The 19,998-nt window shown below is 72.7% G+C and carries 15 protein-coding genes, 1 tRNA gene and 1 riboswitch; of the genes, 4 read left to right on the top strand and 12 right to left on the bottom strand.

Features of this window, described 5'->3' with window-relative positions; all coding sequences use genetic code 11:
• Nucleotides 1-31 precede the first annotated feature (31 nt).
• From BKA00_RS05820 to BKA00_RS05810, 3 genes are all read left to right on the top strand, one after another.
• Nucleotides 32-859 carry an MIP/aquaporin family protein gene (locus BKA00_RS05820; protein WP_185023933.1) on the top strand — a complete coding sequence of 276 codons (828 nt, stop codon included), beginning with the start codon at nt 32-34 and terminating at the stop codon, nt 857-859.
• A 42-nt stretch (nt 860-901) separates the two neighbouring features.
• Nucleotides 902-2,422, top strand: coding sequence for a glycerol kinase GlpK (gene glpK, locus BKA00_RS05815; RefSeq protein WP_185023932.1), 1,521 nt, complete (start codon nt 902-904; stop codon nt 2,420-2,422).
• Between the two features lie 111 nt (nt 2,423-2,533).
• Nucleotides 2,534-4,198, top strand: coding sequence for a glycerol-3-phosphate dehydrogenase/oxidase (locus tag BKA00_RS05810; protein ID WP_185023931.1), 1,665 nt, complete (start codon nt 2,534-2,536; stop codon nt 4,196-4,198).
• 16 nt (nt 4,199-4,214) lie between these two features.
• Here the strand turns inward: BKA00_RS05810 and BKA00_RS05805 are convergent, their stop codons facing one another.
• The 12 genes from BKA00_RS05805 to BKA00_RS05750 all read right to left on the bottom strand — a co-directional run bounded on the left by BKA00_RS05805 (nt 4,215) and on the right by BKA00_RS05750 (nt 19,732).
• Nucleotides 4,215-5,021, bottom strand: a complete 807-nt coding sequence (locus BKA00_RS05805; RefSeq protein WP_185023930.1) for an HTD2 family dehydratase — start codon at nt 5,019-5,021, stop codon at nt 4,215-4,217.
• Nucleotides 5,022-5,040: 19 nt separating this feature from the next.
• Nucleotides 5,041-6,018: an SDR family NAD(P)-dependent oxidoreductase gene (locus BKA00_RS05800; protein WP_185023929.1), complete on the bottom strand. Its 978-nt coding sequence runs from the start codon at nt 6,016-6,018 to the stop codon at nt 5,041-5,043.
• 34 nt (nt 6,019-6,052) lie between these two features.
• Nucleotides 6,053-7,219 (bottom strand): NADH:flavin oxidoreductase, encoded by a 1,167-nt coding sequence (locus BKA00_RS05795; RefSeq protein WP_185023928.1) that lies wholly within the window; start codon nt 7,217-7,219, stop codon nt 6,053-6,055.
• 23 nt (nt 7,220-7,242) lie between these two features.
• The gene (locus tag BKA00_RS05790) at nt 7,243-8,400 is read right to left on the bottom strand and encodes an acetyl-CoA C-acetyltransferase (RefSeq protein ID WP_185023927.1); all 1,158 of its coding nucleotides are present in this window, start codon (nt 8,398-8,400) and stop codon (nt 7,243-7,245) included.
• 15 nt (nt 8,401-8,415) lie between these two features.
• Nucleotides 8,416-9,042, bottom strand: a complete 627-nt coding sequence (locus tag BKA00_RS05785; protein WP_185023926.1) for a TetR/AcrR family transcriptional regulator — start codon at nt 9,040-9,042, stop codon at nt 8,416-8,418.
• 26 nt (nt 9,043-9,068) lie between these two features.
• The gene (locus BKA00_RS05780; protein WP_185023925.1) at nt 9,069-9,848 is read right to left on the bottom strand and encodes an SDR family oxidoreductase; all 780 of its coding nucleotides are present in this window, start codon (nt 9,846-9,848) and stop codon (nt 9,069-9,071) included.
• Nucleotides 9,845-11,083, bottom strand: a complete 1,239-nt coding sequence (locus tag BKA00_RS05775) for an acyl-CoA dehydrogenase family protein (RefSeq protein ID WP_185023924.1) — start codon at nt 11,081-11,083, stop codon at nt 9,845-9,847. The genes BKA00_RS05780 and BKA00_RS05775 overlap by 4 nt, the downstream gene beginning before the upstream one ends.
• 24 nt (nt 11,084-11,107) lie before the next feature.
• A complete protein-coding gene (locus tag BKA00_RS05770) occupies nt 11,108-12,379 on the bottom strand; it encodes a glycosyltransferase (RefSeq protein ID WP_185023923.1) in 1,272 nt (423 codons plus the stop codon).
• On the bottom strand, nt 12,363-15,254 hold the full coding sequence (locus BKA00_RS05765) for a bifunctional glycosyltransferase/CDP-glycerol:glycerophosphate glycerophosphotransferase (protein WP_185023922.1): 2,892 nt from the start codon (nt 15,252-15,254) through the stop codon (nt 12,363-12,365). Before BKA00_RS05765 ends, BKA00_RS05770 begins: the two co-directional genes overlap by 17 nt.
• A gap of 204 nt (nt 15,255-15,458) precedes the next feature.
• The gene (locus BKA00_RS05760) at nt 15,459-16,232 is read right to left on the bottom strand and encodes a CHAP domain-containing protein (RefSeq protein WP_185023921.1); all 774 of its coding nucleotides are present in this window, start codon (nt 16,230-16,232) and stop codon (nt 15,459-15,461) included.
• Nucleotides 16,233-16,243: 11 nt separating this feature from the next.
• Nucleotides 16,244-16,397: riboswitch (cyclic di-AMP (ydaO/yuaA leader) on the bottom strand.
• 469 nt (nt 16,398-16,866) lie between these two features.
• Nucleotides 16,867-18,714 (bottom strand): SpoIIE family protein phosphatase, encoded by a 1,848-nt coding sequence (locus tag BKA00_RS05755; protein WP_185023920.1) that lies wholly within the window; start codon nt 18,712-18,714, stop codon nt 16,867-16,869.
• 223 nt (nt 18,715-18,937) lie between these two features.
• Nucleotides 18,938-19,732: a serine hydrolase family protein gene (locus tag BKA00_RS05750; protein ID WP_185023919.1), complete on the bottom strand. Its 795-nt coding sequence runs from the start codon at nt 19,730-19,732 to the stop codon at nt 18,938-18,940.
• A gap of 177 nt (nt 19,733-19,909) precedes the next feature.
• On the opposite strand from BKA00_RS05750, the gene BKA00_RS05745 reads away from it, so the two are divergent.
• Nucleotides 19,910-19,983 (top strand) — tRNA-Pro (locus BKA00_RS05745).
• The last annotated feature ends 15 nt before the right edge of the window (nt 19,984-19,998 follow it).

The raw sequence follows: 19,998 nt of genomic DNA, 5'->3' as shown, positions 1-19,998 counted from the left end.
TCGCGTCCACCCCACCTGCCGAGGAGTACCCATGGCGGAACGCACCCGAATCCCCGCGCTGGCCGGTGAGCTCGCCGCCGAGTTCGCCGGCACCCTGATCCTCATCCTGTTCGGCGTCGGCGTCGTCGCCCAGGTCGCCGGGGCCGAGATCGGCGACCACGACAGCATCGCCTGGGCCTGGGGCCTCGGCGTCACGCTCGGCGTGTACGTCGCGGCCCGGATCAGCGGCGCCCACCTCAACCCCGCCGTCACCGTCGCGCTGGCCGCGTTCAGGGAGTTCTCCTGGCGCAAGACGGCGCCCTACATCGCCGCGCAGACCGCGGGGGCGTTCGTCGCGGCGCTGATCGTCCGCTGGAACTACAGCGAGGTGCTGGCCAAGGTCGACCCCGGCCACACCATCAAGACCCAGGGCGTGTTCTCCACCCTGCCGGGCAACGGCACGCTCCCGGTCGGCACCTGGGGCGCGTTCCGCGACCAGGTGATCGGCACCGCCATCCTGCTCTTCGTGATCAAAGCGCTCACCGACGTGCGCAACTCCCCGCCGCTGGCCAACCTCGCCCCGTTCATGATCGGTCTGCTGGTCGTCGCGATCGGCATGGCGTGGGGCACCGACGCCGGCTACGCGATCAACCCGGCCCGCGACTTCGGCCCCCGGCTCGCCTCGTTCCTGACCGGCTACGGCACCGCCTGGCGGGACCAGAACGGCGATCTCTACTTCTGGGTGCCGATCATCGGCCCGCTCATCGGCGGCGTGCTCGGCGTCGGGCTCTACAAGGTCCTGATCGGACGGTTCCTGCCCCCCACCGAGGAGGACCCGCAGGGGCTCACGAAACCCGAGCCCGAGTACGAGGCGGCGTGAACCGCCCCGTCCCGCCCACCACGACTCCAGGAGAACGCACGCATGGCTGACTTCGTCGGGGCCCTCGACCAGGGCACGACCAGCACCCGATTCATGATCTTCGACCACGGCGGCAACGAGATCGCCCGCCACCAGCTCGAGCACGAGCAGATCCTGCCCCGCGCCGGCTGGGTCGAGCACGATCCCACCGAGATCTGGGAGCGGACGCGCTCGGTCATCCAGTCCGCGCTGAACAAGGCGAACCTGTCGCACGGCGATCTGGCCGCGTTCGGGATCACCAACCAGCGCGAGACGACCGTGGTGTGGAACCGGCGCACCGGGCGCCCCTACTACAACGCGATCGTCTGGCAGGACACCCGCACCGACCGCATCGCCGCGGCCCTGGAGCGGGACGGCAAGGGCGACCTCATCCGCCGCAAGGCCGGCCTCCCCCCGGCCACGTACTTCTCCGGCGGGAAGATCCAGTGGATCCTGGAGAACGTCGACGGCGTCCGCGAGGCCGCCGAGAAAGGCGACGCGGTCTTCGGCACGACCGACTCGTGGGTGCTGTGGAACCTCACCGGCGGGACGGACGGCGGCGTGCACGTCACCGACCCCACCAACGCCAGCCGCACCATGCTGATGGACCTGGAGACCCTCTCCTGGGACGACGAACTCCTCGCTCTGTTCGGGATCCCGCGCTCGATGCTTCCGGAGATCAAGCCGTCCTCGGCGCCCGACGCCTACGGCACGACCCGCGCGAACGGCCCGCTCGGCGGGGAGGTGCCCCTGACCGCCGCGCTCGGAGACCAGCAGGCCGCCACGGTCGGGCAGGTGTGCTTCTCCCCCGGCGAGGCCAAGAACACCTACGGCACCGGCAACTTCCTCCTGCTGAACACCGGTGAGGAACTCGTCCGCTCGAAGAACGGGCTCCTGACGACCGTCTGCTACCAGTTCGGTTCCGAGAAGCCGGTGTACGCGCTGGAGGGGTCGATCGCGGTGACGGGGTCGGCGGTGCAGTGGCTGCGCGACCAGCTCGGCATCATCTCCGGCGCCGCGCAGAGCGAGGCGCTGGCCCGGCAGGTCGACGACAACGGCGGCGTCTACTTCGTCCCGGCCTTCTCCGGCCTGTTCGCCCCCTACTGGAGATCGGACGCCCGCGGCGCCATCGTCGGCCTGTCGCGCTACAACACCAACGCCCACCTGGCCCGCGCCACCCTCGAATCCATCTGCTACCAGTCCCGCGACGTCGTCGAAGCCATGCGCGAGGACTCCGGAGTCTCCCTGGACGTCCTCAAGGTCGACGGCGGCGTCACCGCCAACGAACTGTGCATGCAACTGCAGGCCGACATCCTCGGCGTCCCGGTCTCGCGCCCCGTCGTCGCCGAGACCACCGCCCTGGGCGCCGCCTACGCCGCCGGCCTGGCCGTCGGATTCTGGAACAACACCGACGAACTCCGCCAGAACTGGAACGAGGACAAACGCTGGCAGCCCACCTGGAACGACGACCAACGCCACCAGGGCTACGCAGGCTGGAAGAAGGCCGTCGAGCGGACCCTCGACTGGGTCGACCTGAACGACTGAGCGGGCCTTCGCCGGGATGCGGCGGGTTGTTGGCCGGGAGGTTCTCCGGGCGACGGCTCGCCGCAACCCGGCCGCACGACACTGGATCTGACCTCTCTTCGGGAGCATGCGGTGACATCTGTAGCCCTCGGCCCCCAGTACCGCGAGGAGACCCTGCGCGCACTGGCGGAGACCGAGTTCGACGTCGTGGTCGTCGGCGGCGGCGTCGTGGGCGCCGGCGCGGCGCTCGACGCCGTCTCGCGGGGGCTGTCCGTCGCCCTCGTGGAGGCGCGGGACTGGGCGGCCGGCACGTCCAGCCGGTCCAGCAAACTCATCCACGGCGGCCTGCGCTACCTCGAACAGCGCGACTTCGGGCTGGTCAGGGAGGCATTGCGGGAGCGCGGCCTGCTGCTGCAGCGGCTCGCTCCGCACCTGGTGCGTCCCGTCCGGTTCCTCTACCCGCTGCGCAACCGGGTCTGGGAGCGCGCGTACGTCAGCGCGGGCGTGACCCTGTACGACACGATGGGCGGCGCGCGGTCGCTGCCCCGGCACCGGCAGCTCACGCGGCGGGCCGCGCTGCGGGAGGCGCCCGCCCTGCGTGCGGACGCGCTGGTCGGCGCCGTCCAGTACTACGACGCGCAGGTCGAGGACGCGCGCTACACGATGATGGTCGCCCGCACCGCCGCTCAGTACGGCGCCGGCGTGGCCACTCGCGCCGAGGCGACGGGGTTCCTGCGCGAGGGCGAGCGGGTGACCGGCGTCCGCGTCCTGGACCTGGAGGGCGGCCGGGAGATCGCCGTGCGGGCCCGGCGCGTGGTGTGCGCGACCGGGGTGTGGACGGACGGCGCGCAGGCGATGACCGGGTCCCGGCCCGCGTTCGCCGTGCGGGCGTCCAAGGGCGTCCACCTGGTCGTCCCGCGCGACCGGATCCCGATGGCCACCGGGCTGATCACGCGGACGTCCAGGAGCGTCCTGTTCATCATCCCGTGGGGGCGGCACTGGCTCGTCGGCACCACCGACACCCCGCACGCCGACGGCCCCGACGATCCCGTCGCCGACCACACCGACATCGGCTACCTCCTCGACCAGGCGAACGCCGTCCTGCGGACGCCGCTCACGCACGACGACATCGAGGGCGTCTACGCGGGGCTGCGGCCGCTGCTGTCCGGCGAGATGGACGACACCACGCGGCTGTCGCGCGAGCACGCCGTCGCCGAGCCGGTGCCCGGCCTCGTCGTCGTGACCGGTGGGAAGTTCACCACCTACCGCGTGATGGCGCGGGACGCGGTCGACGTGGTCGCCGAAGGCCTCGACGACTCCGTCCCCGCGTCGGTCACCGGCCGACTGCCGATCCTCGGCGCCACCGGGTACGAGGTGCTGTGGAACGACCGGCGCCGGCTCGCCGCCGAGTCCGGTCTGCACGTCGCGCGGATCGAGCACCTGCTGCACCGGTACGGGTCGTGCGCCCGCGAGGTGCTGGCCATGGTCGCCGACGACCCGGCGCTCGGCGCCCCCATCCCCGGTGCGGGTGACTACCTGTGCGCCGAGGCCGTCTACGCGGTGACGCACGAGGGCGCGCTGCACCTGGAGGACGTCCTGGCGCGGCGGCTGCGCGTCTCGATCGAGGAATGGGACGGCGGCGCGGCCGCGGCGGCCCGCGTCGCCGAGCTCGTCGCGCCCTGGCTCGGCTGGGACGACGAGCGGGTCAGCGGCGAGACCAAGCGGTACGTCCAGCAGGTCGCGGCGGAGCGCCGCGGCGGCCCGGCCGTGCGGGAGGAGCCCGTCACCGCCGCCTAGGCGAGAACACCGGGGCCTACGCGAAGGTGGCGGTCATCGCCGTAACGTCGCCCGGGGCGTGGATCGAGAGGGTGCCGTCCGGGGACCCGGCCGCCACGAACGGCTGCCCCGCGTAGACGGGCCTGCGTGCGCGGAACGACAGTTCGCGCACCTTCAGGCCCGCCCGGCGCGGCAGCTCCAGGCAGAGGATCGCGAGCAGCGGACCGTGGACGACGAGCCCGGCGTGACCCTCGACCCCGGTCGCGTACGCCTCGTCGTAGTGGATGCGATGGGCGTTGTAGGTGAGGGCGCTGAACCGGAACAGCATGACCGGATCGGCGGTGGCCCTCAGCGTCCACGGGGCGTCCACGACGGGCGCCTGGAACGCCGCCCGCTCCGGACGGGACGCCGTGTCGCCGCTGCGGTAGACGAGATCCTGCTCCTCGACCGCGATCTCGGCGCCGTCCCGCGCGAACGTGTGCCGGACGGTCACGAAGAGCATCTCCCCACTGCGCCCCTGCTTCACCGCGCTGGAGGCGAGCTCCGTCCGGCGCGTGACGGCGTCCCCGGCACGCAGGGGCTCATGGATCCGGAACCGCCCGCCGGCGAACATGCGGCGCCGCTCGGGAAGCGGTGGGAGGAACCGTCCCTCGCGCGGATGCCCGTCCGGTCCGAGCTCGCGCTGCGCGGGCCTTTCCAGGAAGTGCAGCCAATGCCAGAGGGGCGGCAGCTCCTCCCCCGGCGGCTCGACGTCGAGCATCCCGGCCAGCGCCTCCGACGGCGCTGCGCCGACGACCTCGGTCGTCTCCCGCGGTTCCGGGGCCCACCCGGCGATGTCGATCACGGGCCCATCGTCGCAGGTGCTACGCGAACGCGTTCACCCCGGTCAGCTCCGCCGACAGTTCCCACAGCCGCCCGGCCTGCTCCGGGTCGGTCGCGTAGGAGCACACTCCGGTGGAGGGGTCGCCGGCCCGTCCTCGGCCGACGACCCGGCCCTCCGGGACCGGCTCGGCGATGTCGCAGTCCTCGCAGTACACGCCGCCCATGCCGTCCAGCCGCGGTGACGTGGCCGCCCACACCGCCGTCGCCGCGCCCTGTTCCGGCGTCTTGAACCCCTGGCCGATCTCGTTCCCGTCCTCGTCGATCCAGCCGTTCGCCACCTTCTCCTCCCGGGGGATGTGGCGCTGGAGGGGCGTCAGGATGCTCCCCGGGTGGAGCGAGAAGGCCCGCACAGCGTCCTTGGCGAGCGCGTCCAGGTGGACGGCGAAGAGCACGTTGGCCGTCTTCGCCTGCCCGTACGCCTCCCATTTGTCGTAGCCGCGCTCGAACTGCACGTCGTCCCACCGGATCGGGGAGAAGTGGTGTCCGCGCGACGACACCGCGACGACCCGGGCCCCGGGGCTGACGGCCGGCCACAGGCGGTTCACCAGCGCGAAGTGCCCGAGGTGGTTGGTGGCGAACTGCGCCTCCCAGCCGGGTCCGACGCGCGTCTCCGGGCAGGCCATGACCGCCGCGTTGTTGATCAGGATGTCGATGCCGCGCCCGGACGCGAGGAACCGGTCCGCGAACCCGCGCACGCTCTCCAGGTCCGCCAGGTCCAGCTCGTCCACCTCGGCGCCGTCGACGCCGCCGACGGCCTCCTTCGCGGCCTCCGGCCGCCGCGCGGGGACGACCACCCGCGCCCCCGCTCCCGCCAGCGCCCGCGTCGTCTCCAGACCGAGGCCCGAATAGCCGCCGGTGACGACGGCGAGCCTCCCCGAGAGGTCGATGCCCGCGAGGACGTCCCTCGCCGTGCTCGCGAAGCCGAACCCCGATCCGATCGTGTGCTGTGGAGTGGTCATGCCCGGAACGCTACGAGCTGGAGCGCGCTCCAGGTCAATCCCGTTCCGGGACGAGCGGGCAGTGGGTGCCCCGGTAGACCGTCGGGACGCAGCGGTTGCAGTGGACGCACAAGGACGGCGTGGACGGGTCGGCGGCGATCCGGTTCACGAGGTCGGGTTCGCGGAGGAGGGCGCGGGCCATGGCGACGAACTCGAAGCCCTCCGCCATCGCGGTGTCCATGGTCGCGCGGTCGGTGACGCCGCCCAGCAGGATCAGGGGCAGGTCGAGCTCGGCGCGGAACCTGCGGGCGTGCTCCAGCAGGTAGGTGTCCTGGTAGGGGTAGGTGCGCAGGAACCGCTTGCCGAACATCCGCAGGCCGATCCGCATGGGCAGCTTGTAGCTGGCCGCGAACTCGGGGATGGGCATCTCGCCGCGGAACAGGTACATCGGGTTGAGCAGCGAGCTGCCGGCGGTCAGCTCCAGCGCGTCGACGGTGCCCTCGTCCTGGAGCCCGCGGGCGACGTGGAGGCTGTCGTCGATCTCCAGCCCGCCGCGCACGCCGTCGCGCATGTTGAGCTTGGCGGTGATCGCGATGCGGTCGCCGACCTCGTCCCGGACGGCGCGGGCGATGCCGAGCGCGACCTTGGCCCGGTTCTCGATCGGGCCGCCGTAGCCGTCCTTGCGGTGGTTGAGGCGGGGGCTGAGGAAGGCGCTGGCCAGGTAGTTGTGCCCGAGGTGGATCTCGACGGCGTCGAAGCCGGACTCGACCGCCAGCCGCGCGGCCCCGGCGTGGGCGCGGGTGATGCGCTCGATGTCCTCGGCCGTGGCCACCTTGGTGAAGGCCATGCCGAGCGGGTTGAAGAACCGCCCGGCCGAGACGGCGGGCACCCGGTTGGAGCTCGCGTCGGCGACCGGGCCGGCGTGCCCGAGCTGCGCGGACGCCGCGGCGCCCTCCGCGTGGACCGCGTCGGTGAGGCGCCGCAGCCCGGGGACGGCCTCCGGCCGCATCCAGATCTGCCGCCGTTCGGTCCGCCCCTCGGGCGCGACCGCGCAGTAGGCGACGGTGGTCATGCCCACGCCCCCGGCGGCCGGCCGCCGGTGGTATTCGATCAGGTCGTCGGTCACCAGGGCGTCGGGCGTCATCCCCTCGGACGTGGCCGCCTTGATCACGCGGTTCCGCAGCGTCAGCGGCCCGAGCCGCGCCGGTTCGAAGACCTCCACGTTCCGCCTCCTCGCCGTCCCGGTCAGCCCAGCCGCTCGATGATGGTGACGTTGGCCTGGCCGCCGCCTTCGCACATGGTCTGGAGGCCGTAGCGGCCGCCGGTGCGGTCGAGTTCGTGCAGGAGGGTGGTCATCAGGCGGGCGCCGGTCGCGCCGAGGGGGTGGCCGAGGGCGATGGCGCCGCCGTTGGGGTTGGTCGTGGCCGGGTCGGCGCCGGTCTCCTTGAGCCAGGCGAGGACGACGGACGCGAACGCCTCGTTGATCTCGACGGCGTCGATGTCGCCGATCGTCATCCCGGTCTTCTTCAGCGCGTGCGCGGTGGCGGGGATGGGCGCCGACAGCATCCGGATGGGGTCCTCGCCGCGCGCCGACAGGTGGTGGACGCGGGCGCGCGGGGTGAGGCCGTGGTCCTTGACGGCCTGCTCGGAGGCGATGAGCAGCGCGGCGGCGCCGTCGGAGATCTGCGACGAGACGGCCGCGGTGAGGCGGCCGCCCTCCACCAGGGTCCTCAGGCCGGCCATCTTCTCCAGGGAGGTGTCGCGGCGCGGGCCCTCGTCGGCCGTGACGCCCTCGATGGGAGCGGTCTCGCGCTCGAAGCGGCCCTCGTCGATGGCGCGGATGGCGCGCTGGTGCGACTCGTAGGCGAACGCCTCCATCTCCTCGCGTGAGATGTCCCAGTCGCGGGCGATCATCTCGGCGCCGTTGAACTGCGACACCTCGGCGTCGCCGTAGCGGCGGGCCCAGCCCGCCGAGCCCGCGAAGGGGCCCTCGGTGAAGCCGAGCGGCGCCGCGGCGGTCATCGCCGAGCCGATCGGGATCTGCGACATGTTCTGCACGCCGCCCGCGACGACCAGGTCCGACGTCCCGGACAGGACGGCCTGGGCCGCGAAGTGCACGGCCTGCTGGGAGGAGCCGCACTGCCGGTCGACCGTGACGCCGGGGACCTCCTCGGGGAGCCCGGCGGCCAGCCAGCAGGTGCGGGCGATGTCGCCGGCCTGCGGGCCGAGGGTGTCGACGCAGCCGAAGACGACGTCCTCGACGGCGGCCGGGTCGATCTTCGTCCGGTCCATGAGGGCGGTCAGCACGTGCGCGCCGAGGTCGGCGGGGTGCACTCCGGCGAGCCCGCCGTTGCGGCGCCCGACCGGGGCGCGGACCGCGTCGACGATGTAAGCCTCGGCCATGGGGGTGTCTCCTTCTTACGGGGCCTGGCTCGCCTGGATCCCTTCGAGGAACATGGCGAGGTACTGCTTGGCGATGTCGTCGGCGGACAGCCGCCCGCCGTGCTGGTACCAGTTCGCCGCGACCCAGACGGTGTCGCGGATGAAGCGGTAGATGAGGGTCCGGTCGAGGTCGGCGCGGAAGGCGCCCTCCTCGACGCCGCGGTCCAGCAGGGACAGCCACATCTCCTCGAACCGCCGCTGGGAGTCCAGGAGGTAGTGGAACCGCTCGCTGGTCGCGAGGTGCTTGGACTCGTTCTGGTAGAGGACGACGGCGGGCCGGTGCTTGTCGATCGAGCGGAACGACTCGACGACGATGCCCTCCAGGGTGTCGCGCGCACTGAGCCCGGCGTCCAGGACGCGGCCGTAGGCGGTCCACATGTCGTCCAGGAAAGTCGACAGGATCTCGTCGGCCATCGACTCCTTGGAGTCGAAGTGGTAGTAGAGGCTGCCGCCGAGGATTCCCGCGGCGTCGGCCACCTTCCGGACCGTGGTGGCTGAGTAGCCCTGGGAGGCGAACACCTCGGCGGCCGTGGCGAGCAGTTCGGCCCGCCGCCCCGCGCGGGCGGCGGCGGTGCCCTCGGCGTCGCGCCGTCGTGGACTCATGCGCAGTTCCTCATGTACCGGTGTTCCTATGCGTGCTGGGAGGAGACGGAGACGACCTCGCCCGTCATGTACGACGAGTAGTCGCTGGCCAGGAAGACGATAACGTTGGCCACCTCCCACGGCTCGGCGTAGCGGCCGAACGCCTCCCGGCGCGTCAGCTCCTCCAGCAGCTCCTCGGACGTCACCTTGACCAGGTGCGGGTGCATGGCCAGGGACGGGGAGACGGCGTTGACCCGGACGCCGAAGTCGGCGGCCTCCAGCGCCGAGCAGCGGGTGAGCGCCATGACCCCGGCCTTGGCGGCGGCGTAGTGCGACTGGCCCTTCTGCGCCCGCCAGCCGATCACCGAGGCGTTGTTGACGACGACGCCGGAGCCCTGGTCCCGCATGAGGCGCAGGGCGGCGCGGGTGCAGCGCATCGTGCCGGTGAGGGTGATGTCGAGGACGCGGCCCCACTGCTCGTCGGTCATGTCGACGAGGTCGGCCGTCCCGCCGAGGCCGGCGTTGTTGACCGCGACGTCGATCCGCCCGAACCGCTCCACGGCCCGGTCGTAGAGGGCCCGGACCTGGTCCTCGGAGGTGACGTCGCAGGGCAGCGCCTCGACCCGGTCGGCGCCGAACTCCTTCTCCAGCTCCGCCGCGGTCGCGGCGAGCCGCCGCTCGTGCGCGTCGGAGACCAGGACGCGGGCGCCCTCCTCCAGGCAGCGGCGGGCGGTGGCGCCGCCGATGCCGGCTCCGGCCGCCGCGGTGATCACGACGGCGCGGCCGGCGAGCAGGCCGTGCCCGGGGACGTAGGGGGGCGGGGTCATCCGCGTGCCTTCCTGTCGGCGGCCGGTTCACGGGGCAGTCCGAGCACGCGCTCGGCGATGATGTTGCGCTGGATCTCGTTCGACCCGGCGTAGATCGTGTCGGAGCGGGAGAACAGGAACAGCCGCTGCCAGTCGTTCAGGTCGTAGGGCCGCGGCTGCGCGGTCCCGCCGTCGGGGCCGGCGCCCGGGGCCCCGTCGGCGACGAGGCCGGCGGCGCCGAGGACGTCCATGGCGAGCTCGCCGAGTTCGCGGTGCCAGGTGCCCCAGACGAGCTTGGAGATCGACGACTCGGGGCCGGGCGCGCCCGACGCGACGCCCGCCATGGTGCGCACGGCGTTCAGCCGCATGATCTCCAGGCCCATGTAGGACCGGGTCAGCCGGTCGCGCAGCAGGGGGTCGTCGATGGCGCCGGTGCGGCGGGCGAGGTCGGCGACGCCCTCGAACTCGCGCCGGAACCCCACCTGCTGGCCGAGCGTCGCGACGCCGCGCTCGAACCCGAGCGTCGCCATCGCGATCTTCCAGCCCTCGCCGGGCGCGCCGACGATGTTGCGCGCGTCGGTGCGGGCGCCGTCGAAGAACACCTCGTTGAACTCGGAGGTGCCGGTGAGCTGGACGATCGGCCGGATGTCCACGCCGTCCTGCCGCATCGGGACGAGCAGGTACGACAGGCCCTTGTGGCGGGACGACCCCGGCTCGGTGCGGCACACGACGAAGCACCAGTCGGCTTCGAGGGCCAGCGACGTCCAGACCTTCTGCCCGTCGACCAGCCAGTGGTCCCCGGCGAGGGCGGCGCGGGTCTGCACGTTGGCGAGGTCGGAGCCCGCGTTCGGCTCGGAGTACCCCTGGCACCACAGCTCCCGCGCCGCCACGATCGGCGGCAGGAAGCGGGCGCGCTGCTCGTCGGTGCCGAAGGCGATGATCGTGGGTCCGAGCAGGTTCTCGCCGATGTGGTTGACCCGGGCGGGCCCGTCGGCGAGCGCGTACTCCTCGTGGAAGATCACCTGCTGCTCGACGGTGGCGCCGCGTCCGCCGTACTCGCGGGGCCAGCCGACGCAGGTCCAGCCGGCGGCGGCCATGTGCCGCTCCCAGGCCAGGCGCTCCTCGAAGGCCTCGTGCTCGCGGCCGGGGCCGCCGAGCCCGCGGGCGTGCGCGAACTCGCCCGACAGGTTGCTCTGGAGCCAGTCGCGGACCTCGGCGCGGAAGGCCCGGTCCGCGGGGGACTCGTTCTGCTTCACACCCCGGACTCTACCAAACAGTTGTTAGAAAGAATCACCCCCCAGGGCGGGTTCGGCCTCCCGCGCGGCCACCCGCCCCGCGACGGGGGGCGCGGCGGGCGCCGCGGCCCGGACCGGCGCGGGGGCCGGCGCGGCCGCCACCCCCCGGTGGAGCAGGTCGAACAGGCGGTCCCACCGGGCGAGGACGGCGTCCGGGCGGAACCGCGAAACCGAGGCACGCGCCCCGGACCCGAGCAACCGGCGCAGCTCCGGTTCCTCGATCAGCCGGCCGAGCGCGGCGGCGAACGCGGTGACGTCGCCCGGTGGGGCCAGCAGACCGTCCCTGCCGTCCTCGATGAGCGCCCGGACGCCCGGCGCGCAGTCGAACGCCACCGTGGGCAGCCCGTACGCCATGGCCTCCAGCACCGACATCGGGAAGCCTTCGGCCCGCGACGGCAGGGCGAACACCGACGCCTCGACGAGCGCCTCCTCGACGTCGGACACCACGCCCCGGAACTCGACGGAGCCCGACAGCCCGGCGGCGTCCGCCCGCGCCCGCAGGTCCTGCTCGTCCGGACCGCCGCCGTAGACGTGCAGCCGCCACCCCGGATGCCGTCCGGCGACGCGCTCCCACGCCTCCAGCAGCAGGTCCACGCCCTTCTCGTAGGCCAGGCGGCCTACGCAGGCGACGACGGGCAGGTCGAGCGTGGGACGCACGCCGGGCGTGACGTGCAGCGCGTTCGGAATGTGGTCGGCGTTGGTCATGCCGTCCCTGGCCCAGGCGTCGGCGTCCTCGGCGGTGAGCACCAGCATCCGGTCCGCGCGGGCGTAGTGCTCCTTGACCCGCCGGTACCGCGAGGACGCGCGGGTCGCCTGGTAGGACTCGTGGCTCATGGCCACGACGCGCAGCCCGGAGGTGTCGGCGAGCCGCACCCACTCCATCGCCCACACCTGCGCCACGATGACGACGGCCCCCGGTCTCGCGGCGGCGAACAGCTCCGACAGGCGCGCGGCGCCGCGCCGCTGGGCGGCCGTCCGCCACAGGTCGCGGGCCCGCGCCGCCGGGTCGAGCCGCTGCAGAGCCCTGCGCGGGCGCCACGCCAACGCGGGCGGGCCCCACTCCCCGTGCAGCACCTCGACGGCGTAGGAGCCGTCGCGGCCGTGGTGGTACGGCTCCAGCCCGCGACTGATCCCGACGAGGGTGACGCGGTCGCCGCGCCCGGCCAGCAGCCGCGCCATGTGGTGCGCCCACCGCTGGAGGCCGCCCATGTCGTCGGCGTTGTTGCACACGATGAAGACGTCACGCGGCGTGGCCATGGCGTTTCCCCCTCCTGCTCGGCGCGGCCGGAAAGTAGCGGTCCACCACCCTGCGCGCGGCGGTGCCGCGTTCGTGCTCGCCGAAGCGCGCGGCGAACGCGCGGCGCCGCCCGGCGTGCTCGCCCTCGGCCGCGTCCAGGCCGGCGAGCGCGGCGACGAGCTCGTCCTCGGTGCGGGTGATCGGCCCGGGGGCGTGCCGCTCCAGGTCGAAGTAGCCGGTGGCCAGGTCCCTGCCGTCCGGGAGGTGCAGCACGATCGGCCGGTCGAGCAGGGCGAAGTCGAACATGATCGAGGAGTGGTCGGTGACGAGGGCGTCCGCCAGCAGCAGGAGCGGCGTCACGTCGGGCACCGCGCCGACGTCCCGCATCACGGCCCGGGCGCCCGGCGGCACGTTCGCCCGGCACAGGTAGTGGGGCCGGACGAGCAGGACGTACTCCTCCCCCAACTCCCGCGCGAAGACCGCCGGATCCACGGGCGGGTCCTGGAGCCGGACGGGACGCCCCCTCGGCCCGGTGACGTACGTGGGCGCGTACAGGACGGCGCGGCGCCCGTCGTCCAGACCGAGCGAGGCGCGCAGGGCCTCGACTTCGGCGGCGAGCTCCGGATCGCCGTCCACCCCGTTGACCAGTGGGTCGTTGCGGGGGTACCCCACCGGGAGCAGCTCGGAGCGCACGCCGAGGCCGCTGCAGAGCGTCTCGGTGTCGTGCCCGGAACGCACCAGGAAGCAGTCGAAGCGCTCCACCATCCGCCGCAGCCGCGCCTGGTCTCCCAGGGGGCCCGACTTCAGCCGCGGCTGGTCCAGCCCCATCAGCTTGAACGCCGACCCGTGCCAGGTCTGGATGTAGGTGGTCTCGGGACGCTTGCGCAGCCGGTCCGGGAAGCCCTGGTTGTCGATCCAGTACTGGGCCCGCGCGAGCGCCAGGTAGTACGCCCACGATCCGCGCTTGACGAGCCGGGCGTCGCCCGGGAACCCCTTGGGGGACGACGCGTACGACCACACCGCCGTCACCGGGCGGCCGGACCTGCGCAGCTCCCGGTAGATGTACTTCGGGTTGTCGGAGTAGTGGCGGCCGAGCTGGCTCTCGAATACCGCCAGGCCGGTCCGGACCGGCAGCCGGCTCAGCACCCGGTTGAACACGATGATCTTGGTGTTCCGGCCGGTCAGCGTCCGGCGCACGGCCCTGTCCAGCGCCCAGACCCAGTGCCGGGCCAGCCGGACCGGCCGGGACAGGGCGGCGCGGCGCGCGGCGGCGCGGGTGAGCCGCGCCCACGGGCCCTCCGTCTCCAGGGCGAACGCCAGGTGCCCGCCCTCGGTCACGTACGAGCGGAGCCGGTCCCCCGCGAACCGCGTCAGCCGCGGCCGGACGGGCAGCGAGACCCCGCCGAGCGACGGCGACCCGCGCCCCTCCCCGAGCCGGGTGACCACCTCCTCGCCGTCCACCCGGAGGCGCAGCCGGACGTCCCAGACCGGGTCGACGAACCCGAAAGGGCGGATCCTGCGGGCGGGGTCGAACTCGGCATGCCAGGTGAGCCGGTCGCCCTCGTGCCGCACGGCCGCCCGGACCCGCCCCTTCCGTGATCGGCGGCGCCGATCGCGGAATTCCAGCGTCCCGGCCAGCTCGGCTCCCCGCGGGATCCGCTCCAGCGGGTTCAGCACGTAGCCGGCCATGAGCACGCGGCCGCCGCGCGTCTCCAGCCGCGTGACGGTGTTCGCCGGGCGCAGCTCCCGCAGGGGCCGCACATGGAAGCCGAAGGACGTGACGTCCCGGACGCGGCGGCCGAGCGTCCCGCGCGGGCGCCCGGCCCCCCAGTAGACGCGCCCGTCCCGCTCCACCAGGCGGGCGCGCAGCTCGGGACGCTTCGCGGGGTCGTACTCGGCGGCGGCGAGCGCCCCCGCGTGGTCGCCCTCGCGGATCAGGTGCGCGGCGATCGCGGGCAGCGGGTTGGCCTGCTCGAAGACCCGCGGGTCCAGCTCGGCCAGGTAGCCGGCGGCCAGGTCGAGGAAGCGCGCCTGGTGGGCCGGGTCGCGGTCGCGCAGGTCGCGCAGGTACAGCACCAGGTCGTGGTTGACGAACTTGACGTCCTTGGCCCGCTGCAGGTCGTAGGCGCCGCGCAGCGCGAAGAGCATGTCGATGCGGCGGTGGATCTCCAGCCGGTCGGCGAAGTTGGCCAGCTCGGAGCGCCGGTTGGAGATCGACGGCGCCGGCGTCCGCTCCTTGACCAGCCAGTTGTAGACGCGGTGCGGGATCAGGGCGGTCCGTCCCGCCGCCAGGTAGGCCTCGGCGGTGAACAGCAGGTCCTCGTAGTGCAGCCCCTCGACGAACCGCAGGCCGTGCTCCTCCAGGAAGCCGCGCCGGTAGGCCTTGTTCGTCGAGAGGGTGTCGTAGAGGAGATCGGGGTTCTCGCTCAACGACCCGTAGACGGCGCTGTGCCGGTAGAGCCACGGGTACCAGGGCCGGACCCGCCCCTTGGCGCCCTCGGGCAGGTCGAGGAAGATCCGGTCGCAGAGCCCCGAGACCATGTCGGCGCCGGTGTCCTCGGCGGCGGCGAGGAGGTTGAGGCAGGCGTGCCGGTCCAGCAGGTCGTCGCTGTCGAGGAACATCACGTAGCGGCCGGTGGACGCCTCGATCCCGGTGTTGCGGGGACGGCCGCAGCCGCCGGAGTTGACCGGCAGGTGGACGGCCCGGATCCGCCCCGGGTGGGCCGCGGCGAGCCGGTCGGCCGCCTCGCCCGTCCCGTCGGTGCTCGCGTCGTCGACGATCACCGTCTCGACGCCGCCCAGCGACTGCGCCAGCGTCGAGGCCACCGCCCGTGGAAGCCTCCGGGCGTCGTTGTAAGCGATCACCACCACGCTGACATCCGGGCGCACCGCCATGGGCATCCCCCTCCGCAGACTCCGGCGTCCTGGATTCCTTTCCAGGAACTCCGCACTGAGGTCCAAGAGGGATCAAAGGCTGTCAACGCTTAGCATTACCCACCGTCAACGGAGGCATTGGGCACGGCACCCCGGATCGCCAGAAGGCGCCCGGCGGGAGCCGGGCGCCTTCGTGAAGCGTGCGCCTTCTCGGGCGGTGTCGGGTCAGCGGGCGTAGTCGGGGTAGCCGTAGCCGACGACCTGCGACTTCTCGCGGACCTTCTTCTGCACCGCATTGTCGGTGTTGCCCTCGATGGTGGTGATGCTGCCGTTGCCGTTGTCCTTGACGACGATGCCGACGTGGTCGATGTCACCGATGCCGGCCTTGGAACCGTCCTGCCAGTCGAAGAACACCACGGCACCGGGCTTGGCTGTGTGGCCCCAGCGGTCGGTCTGCTTGAACCAGCTCGCGTGCTGGACGGTATAGGCGTCCCAGCCCATGTTCTTGACGCCTGTCTGGGCGCCGAGCCAGGAGACGAACATGTTGCACCACTGGGCGCCGTTGTACTCCTTGACCGAGAAGCCGCCGTCGCGCTTGGCGGTGGCCTTGGCCTGCGGAGTCGAGACGAACCACTTGTGGTACTTGGTCTGGCCGCCCTTGCCCTCACGGACGCCGACCTGCTTCTCCGCCAGCTTGATCACTTCGGCGGGCTTGACCGCGTGCGGGGGGACCTTGAAGCCCTCGCGCCGCGCCTCGGCCGCGACGTTCTGGGCCTTCACCGTCTTGGCGTGGGAGGAGTTGGTGTGAACGGCGGTGCCCTTCTCAGCGACCACCGCCGCCTGGGCGGAGGAGGTGTCGGCGACCGCACGGCCGCCGGCGAGGGGGTTGACCACCGAGAGCCCCACCGCACCCGCCAGGACCGCGCCGACGGCGACGCCGACGGCCTTGTCCTCGGGCGAGAGGCGGTTGAGCGAAAGTCGATCGAAAAGACCGGACATGCAGGGAATCTCCTTGTCTTCCATGGCGCCTACCGGGTTAGCTGACGGATTCGGGCATGGAAGCAGCCCTACGGCGCGACTCTCGGGCGCGCCGATTCACCCCAGAAACGTGGGTCCCCGGCTCCGTTCCGGTCACCGACCGGACGGACTCGGCCTCGCACCGCGCGAGCGGTGCAGGTATACGGATGTTCTCTCTGGCAGATCTTGATGAGGGGGCGCGCGTCGATTGGCGCGCATCGCGTGCGGATACCGCTCCGCGATCCTCGGCCGCGCATGGTGCGGCCGGTGGCAACGCATGGGACGCGTTGCGTGATTCGGGATCGAAGGTACCAACCTTCTCAAGAAAAGCAAACCAGGCATAAAGTAAAGTCTTGCCTGCTCAAAGCCCTCTCAAGAGACTCCCAACACCGGGGCCCCTCCGCGTCTTCCCGATCTTTGCCGAAGTGCCCCTGAAGCCCTTGCCCGCCGTACTTACCGGGCCTTCGGGAAAAGGTAAAGAAGATCGAATTAGGGGCGGGCGGCGTTCTCCGCCCGGCCGGCCCGCCACTCGCCCGCCCCGCGGGGTGAGGCACACGTCACACTCGGCGATCTTCGCTGGCCGGGCGTGCCCTTCGTCACCGCGAGGCCCCGGCGGTCACTCCATGTAAAGGGCGAAGAGCGTGGTGTCGTCCGCCGCCCGGTCGTGCTCCATCCGCGCCAGCACCTCGTCCAGCACCCGCTCGGGACGCGAGGAGGAGTCACGCAGAATGTGGGTCAGGCGGACGATCCGCTCGTCCAGGTCCGCGTCGCGGCGCTCCACCAGGCCGTCGGTGTAGAGGAAGAGCATGTCGCCCGACTTGAGCCCGGTGGTGATCGTCGTGTACTCCCAGCCGGGCATGGCGCCGAGCATCGGGTCGCGGACCACCTCTAGCGGGGCCGCCCGCCCGTCCCGGACCAGGATCGGCGGCGGATGGCCCGCGCACGTCCACTCCAAGAGGTGCCGGGCCGGGTCGTAGTGGGCGACGATGGCGGTGCCCGTCGCCGGCGGGTCCATCGCGCCGATCAGCTCGTTCAGCCAGCCGACCAGCCGTCCCGGGCGCTCCCCCGTACAGGTGAGGCCCAGCAGGCCGTTCCGGGTCCGCGCCATCGCCGCCGCCGCCGGCAGCCCGTGCCCGGCCGCGTCCCCGATCGCGAACATCGCCCGCCCGTCCTGGAACGCTTTGGTCGCGAACCAGTCGCCGCCGATGCGGGCCGTGCTCTCCGCCGCCATGCTCCGGATCGAGGTGCACATGCCCGGCAGCTGCTCGAGCTCGTCCTCGTCCGGCAGGATGGCCCGCCGCAGGGTCACCGCCACGCGCCGCTCCTGCGCCGTCCGCGCCTGCTGGCGCAGCATCTGCCGCCGGGTCTCGGCCAGCGCGCGCTCCACCCCGCGCCGCCGCGTGATGTCCTGCGACACGATGTTGATCGAGACGGGCAGCCCGGACTCCCCGAGCACGGGCTCGGCGAAGACCCACAGGTGGCGGGGTGTTCCGTCGTGGCCGATCACGCGGTGCTCCGCCTCCACCGGCTCGCGGCGCGAGAACATCGTCTGGACGGCCTCCTCGACCAGGGGCAGGTCGTCGTCGGCCACGACCTTCGGCAGGTCGTGCGGCATCGGCGGCACCTCGTCGGGAGACAGGCCGTAGTTGGCCAGCATCTGGGGCGTCCAGTCCGCCTCACCGGTGGCCAGGTCCCACTCCCCGAACCCGATCAGCGCGAGCCGCTCGACCCGCTCCAGCCGCCGCGCGATGCGGTCCTCGGCCAGGTGGTACCGCCACGTCACGCAGACCCCGGTCGGCACCCGCACGCACCGCACGCTCATCCGCGACGAGCGGGACAGCCCGCGCTGCGCGGTCGAGTACTGGATCGAGGAACGTTCCAACCGCGTCCCGGTGTCCAGCACCCGGACGTAGTCGTCGAACAGCCCGCTGAGCACCGCCCCCGGATCCGTCCGCAGCAGCCGCAGCCCGGTCAGCTCCTCCCGGCCCCGCCCGAACATGTCCCTGGCGACGCCGTTGAGCTCCGCGAAGAGGAAGTCCGCCACGTTGCCGTCCGGCCCCCGCACCGGGACCAGGTGGGCCGCCGAGTCGAGCGCCCCCTCCAGCACCGCCGTCGCCGCCGGGTCGTCGGGCACCCTCACGAGGAGCTCCGCGTCCCCCCCGGTGTCCTCGGCCGTCACCCGGCGCAGCACGTCCTCGGCGTCCGACAGGACCGCCTGGCGCTTCGCGGGGACCTCCTCGGTGCGCGGCGCCCGGCGCCCCGCCACCACGGCCCCCACCGGCCCGCCGCCCCCGTCCTTGACCAGCAGCGACGCCGCCTCGGCCATCTCGATGTCCAGATCGCGCGCGAGCCAGATCAGGTGCTGCAGGGCCTCGCCCGGGGGGACGCCGAGACGCCGGGCCAGCACGACCCGCGCCTCCGCCAGCACCGCCCGGTCGTGCGCCGCGCCCCGGAGGTCCTCCATGTCCGCAACGTGCACCCCGGGCTGGGTGCCCTCCGCTTCCGCCAACCCGTCCCCCGTTCGGCGTCACCTGCCCCTGGGAGAAAAAAGCTACATACGTCAGCGAGGGACTATTCGCCCATGCCCATGCAAAGAGCCTAGATCTTTGCCCGGGTTTTCCCTCCACGCCCGAACTCGACCGCTTCCGGTGACCGTCTCAAGACGGACCCCTTCCTCGCCCTGTGACCTACGTCACCCGCGTCACCTGTCGCGTCAGCGAGGTGATCCGCGCCGCCGCCGTCCCGAACGGCGTCCCCGCCGGATGCAGCGTCAACACCGCCACGATCTTGTCCCCCACGACCCCCGTCGTGTGCAGCACGGGCCGCCCCAGCCCCAGATCGGGCCGCCACGCCGCCGGCCGCACACGGCACGGCTCCGACGGCGTCTCCCCGAACCCCGACCACCCTTGCTTGACGGCCCAAGGCCGCTTCACCGCCCGCGGGATCCCGAACGTCTGGTCGAACCCGTCCGTCCCGCAGGGCGTCGACCTCCGCAACTGCTGGAGCACGAACTCCCGCTGCCCCTCAGGCGCCCGTTCCAGCAGATACCGATACATCCGCACCACGTCCCGCGCACTGAGCGCCGTGTACCCCCAGAACCCGGGCTTCTCCGCGGGCGGCGGCGCGGTGTCCTCCAGCCCCATCCTGCGCACCATCCGCTCGATGATCTGCTTTCGCCCGCCCCGCCGCCAGAACTCCGTGGCGGCCCCGTCGTCACTCGACCGCAGCATCGGCACCAGCAACCGGCGATCGGCCGCCGACACCTCATGCCGGTCCATGTAGTCCAACGCGATGAGGATCTTCACGACCGAGGCCGACCGGAACGTCCGCCGCGCCGCCCGCGCGACCACCACCCGCCCCGCGGCCCGGTCGAACACCACGTACGAGGCCCGCACCCCCGCCGGCACCCGCACGACCGGCGCCTTGGACGGCACCTCCGAAACCCGCGGCACGGACCCCTCCGGCTCAGGACTCCCGCTCACCGACCGAGCTCCTCCGCCGTCCCCGCACCCGCACACCAGCCCAAGGCCCAGGACCCCGGCCAGCACCGCCCGCAAACGCACCATCAGGCCTGCCTACCAGAGATCCGCGCCCCCGCATCTCGGTACGCACGACCCCGCAGACTGCGCTACAGTAATCACGCCCGCTCAAACGGGCACCGGGACGTAGCGCAGTTTGGCAGCGCACTTGACTGGGGGTCAAGGGGTCGTGGGTTCAAATCCCGCCGTCCCGACAGAGCTCAGAGGCC

Source organism: Actinomadura coerulea, from assembly GCF_014208105.1.
In the GTDB taxonomy this organism is placed as follows: Bacteria; Actinomycetota; Actinomycetes; order Streptosporangiales; family Streptosporangiaceae; genus Spirillospora; species Spirillospora coerulea.
Note: the sequence above shows the minus strand (reverse complement) of the source record. Positions and strands in the feature narration are given on the sequence as shown.

Excerpts from the sequence above, each read along its gene's own strand:
- BKA00_RS05820 (WP_185023933.1), top strand. The coding sequence starts at position 32 with ATGGCGGAACGCACCCGAATCCCCGCGCTGGCCGGTGAGCTCGCCGCC.
- glpK (WP_185023932.1), top strand. The coding sequence starts at position 902 with ATGGCTGACTTCGTCGGGGCCCTCGACCAGGGCACGACCAGCACCCGA.
- BKA00_RS05800 (WP_185023929.1), bottom strand. The coding sequence starts at position 6,018 with ATGACCACTCCACAGCACACGATCGGATCGGGGTTCGGCTTCGCGAGC.
- BKA00_RS05790 (WP_185023927.1), bottom strand. The coding sequence starts at position 8,400 with ATGGCCGAGGCTTACATCGTCGACGCGGTCCGCGCCCCGGTCGGGCGC.
- BKA00_RS05785 (WP_185023926.1), bottom strand. The coding sequence starts at position 9,042 with ATGAGTCCACGACGGCGCGACGCCGAGGGCACCGCCGCCGCCCGCGCG.
- BKA00_RS05780 (WP_185023925.1), bottom strand. The coding sequence starts at position 9,848 with ATGACCCCGCCCCCCTACGTCCCCGGGCACGGCCTGCTCGCCGGCCGC.
- BKA00_RS05770 (WP_185023923.1), bottom strand. The coding sequence starts at position 12,379 with ATGGCCACGCCGCGTGACGTCTTCATCGTGTGCAACAACGCCGACGAC.
- BKA00_RS05765 (WP_185023922.1), bottom strand. The coding sequence starts at position 15,254 with ATGGCGGTGCGCCCGGATGTCAGCGTGGTGGTGATCGCTTACAACGAC.
- BKA00_RS05760 (WP_185023921.1), bottom strand. The coding sequence starts at position 16,232 with ATGTCCGGTCTTTTCGATCGACTTTCGCTCAACCGCCTCTCGCCCGAG.
- BKA00_RS05755 (WP_185023920.1), bottom strand. The coding sequence starts at position 18,714 with ATGGAGGACCTCCGGGGCGCGGCGCACGACCGGGCGGTGCTGGCGGAG.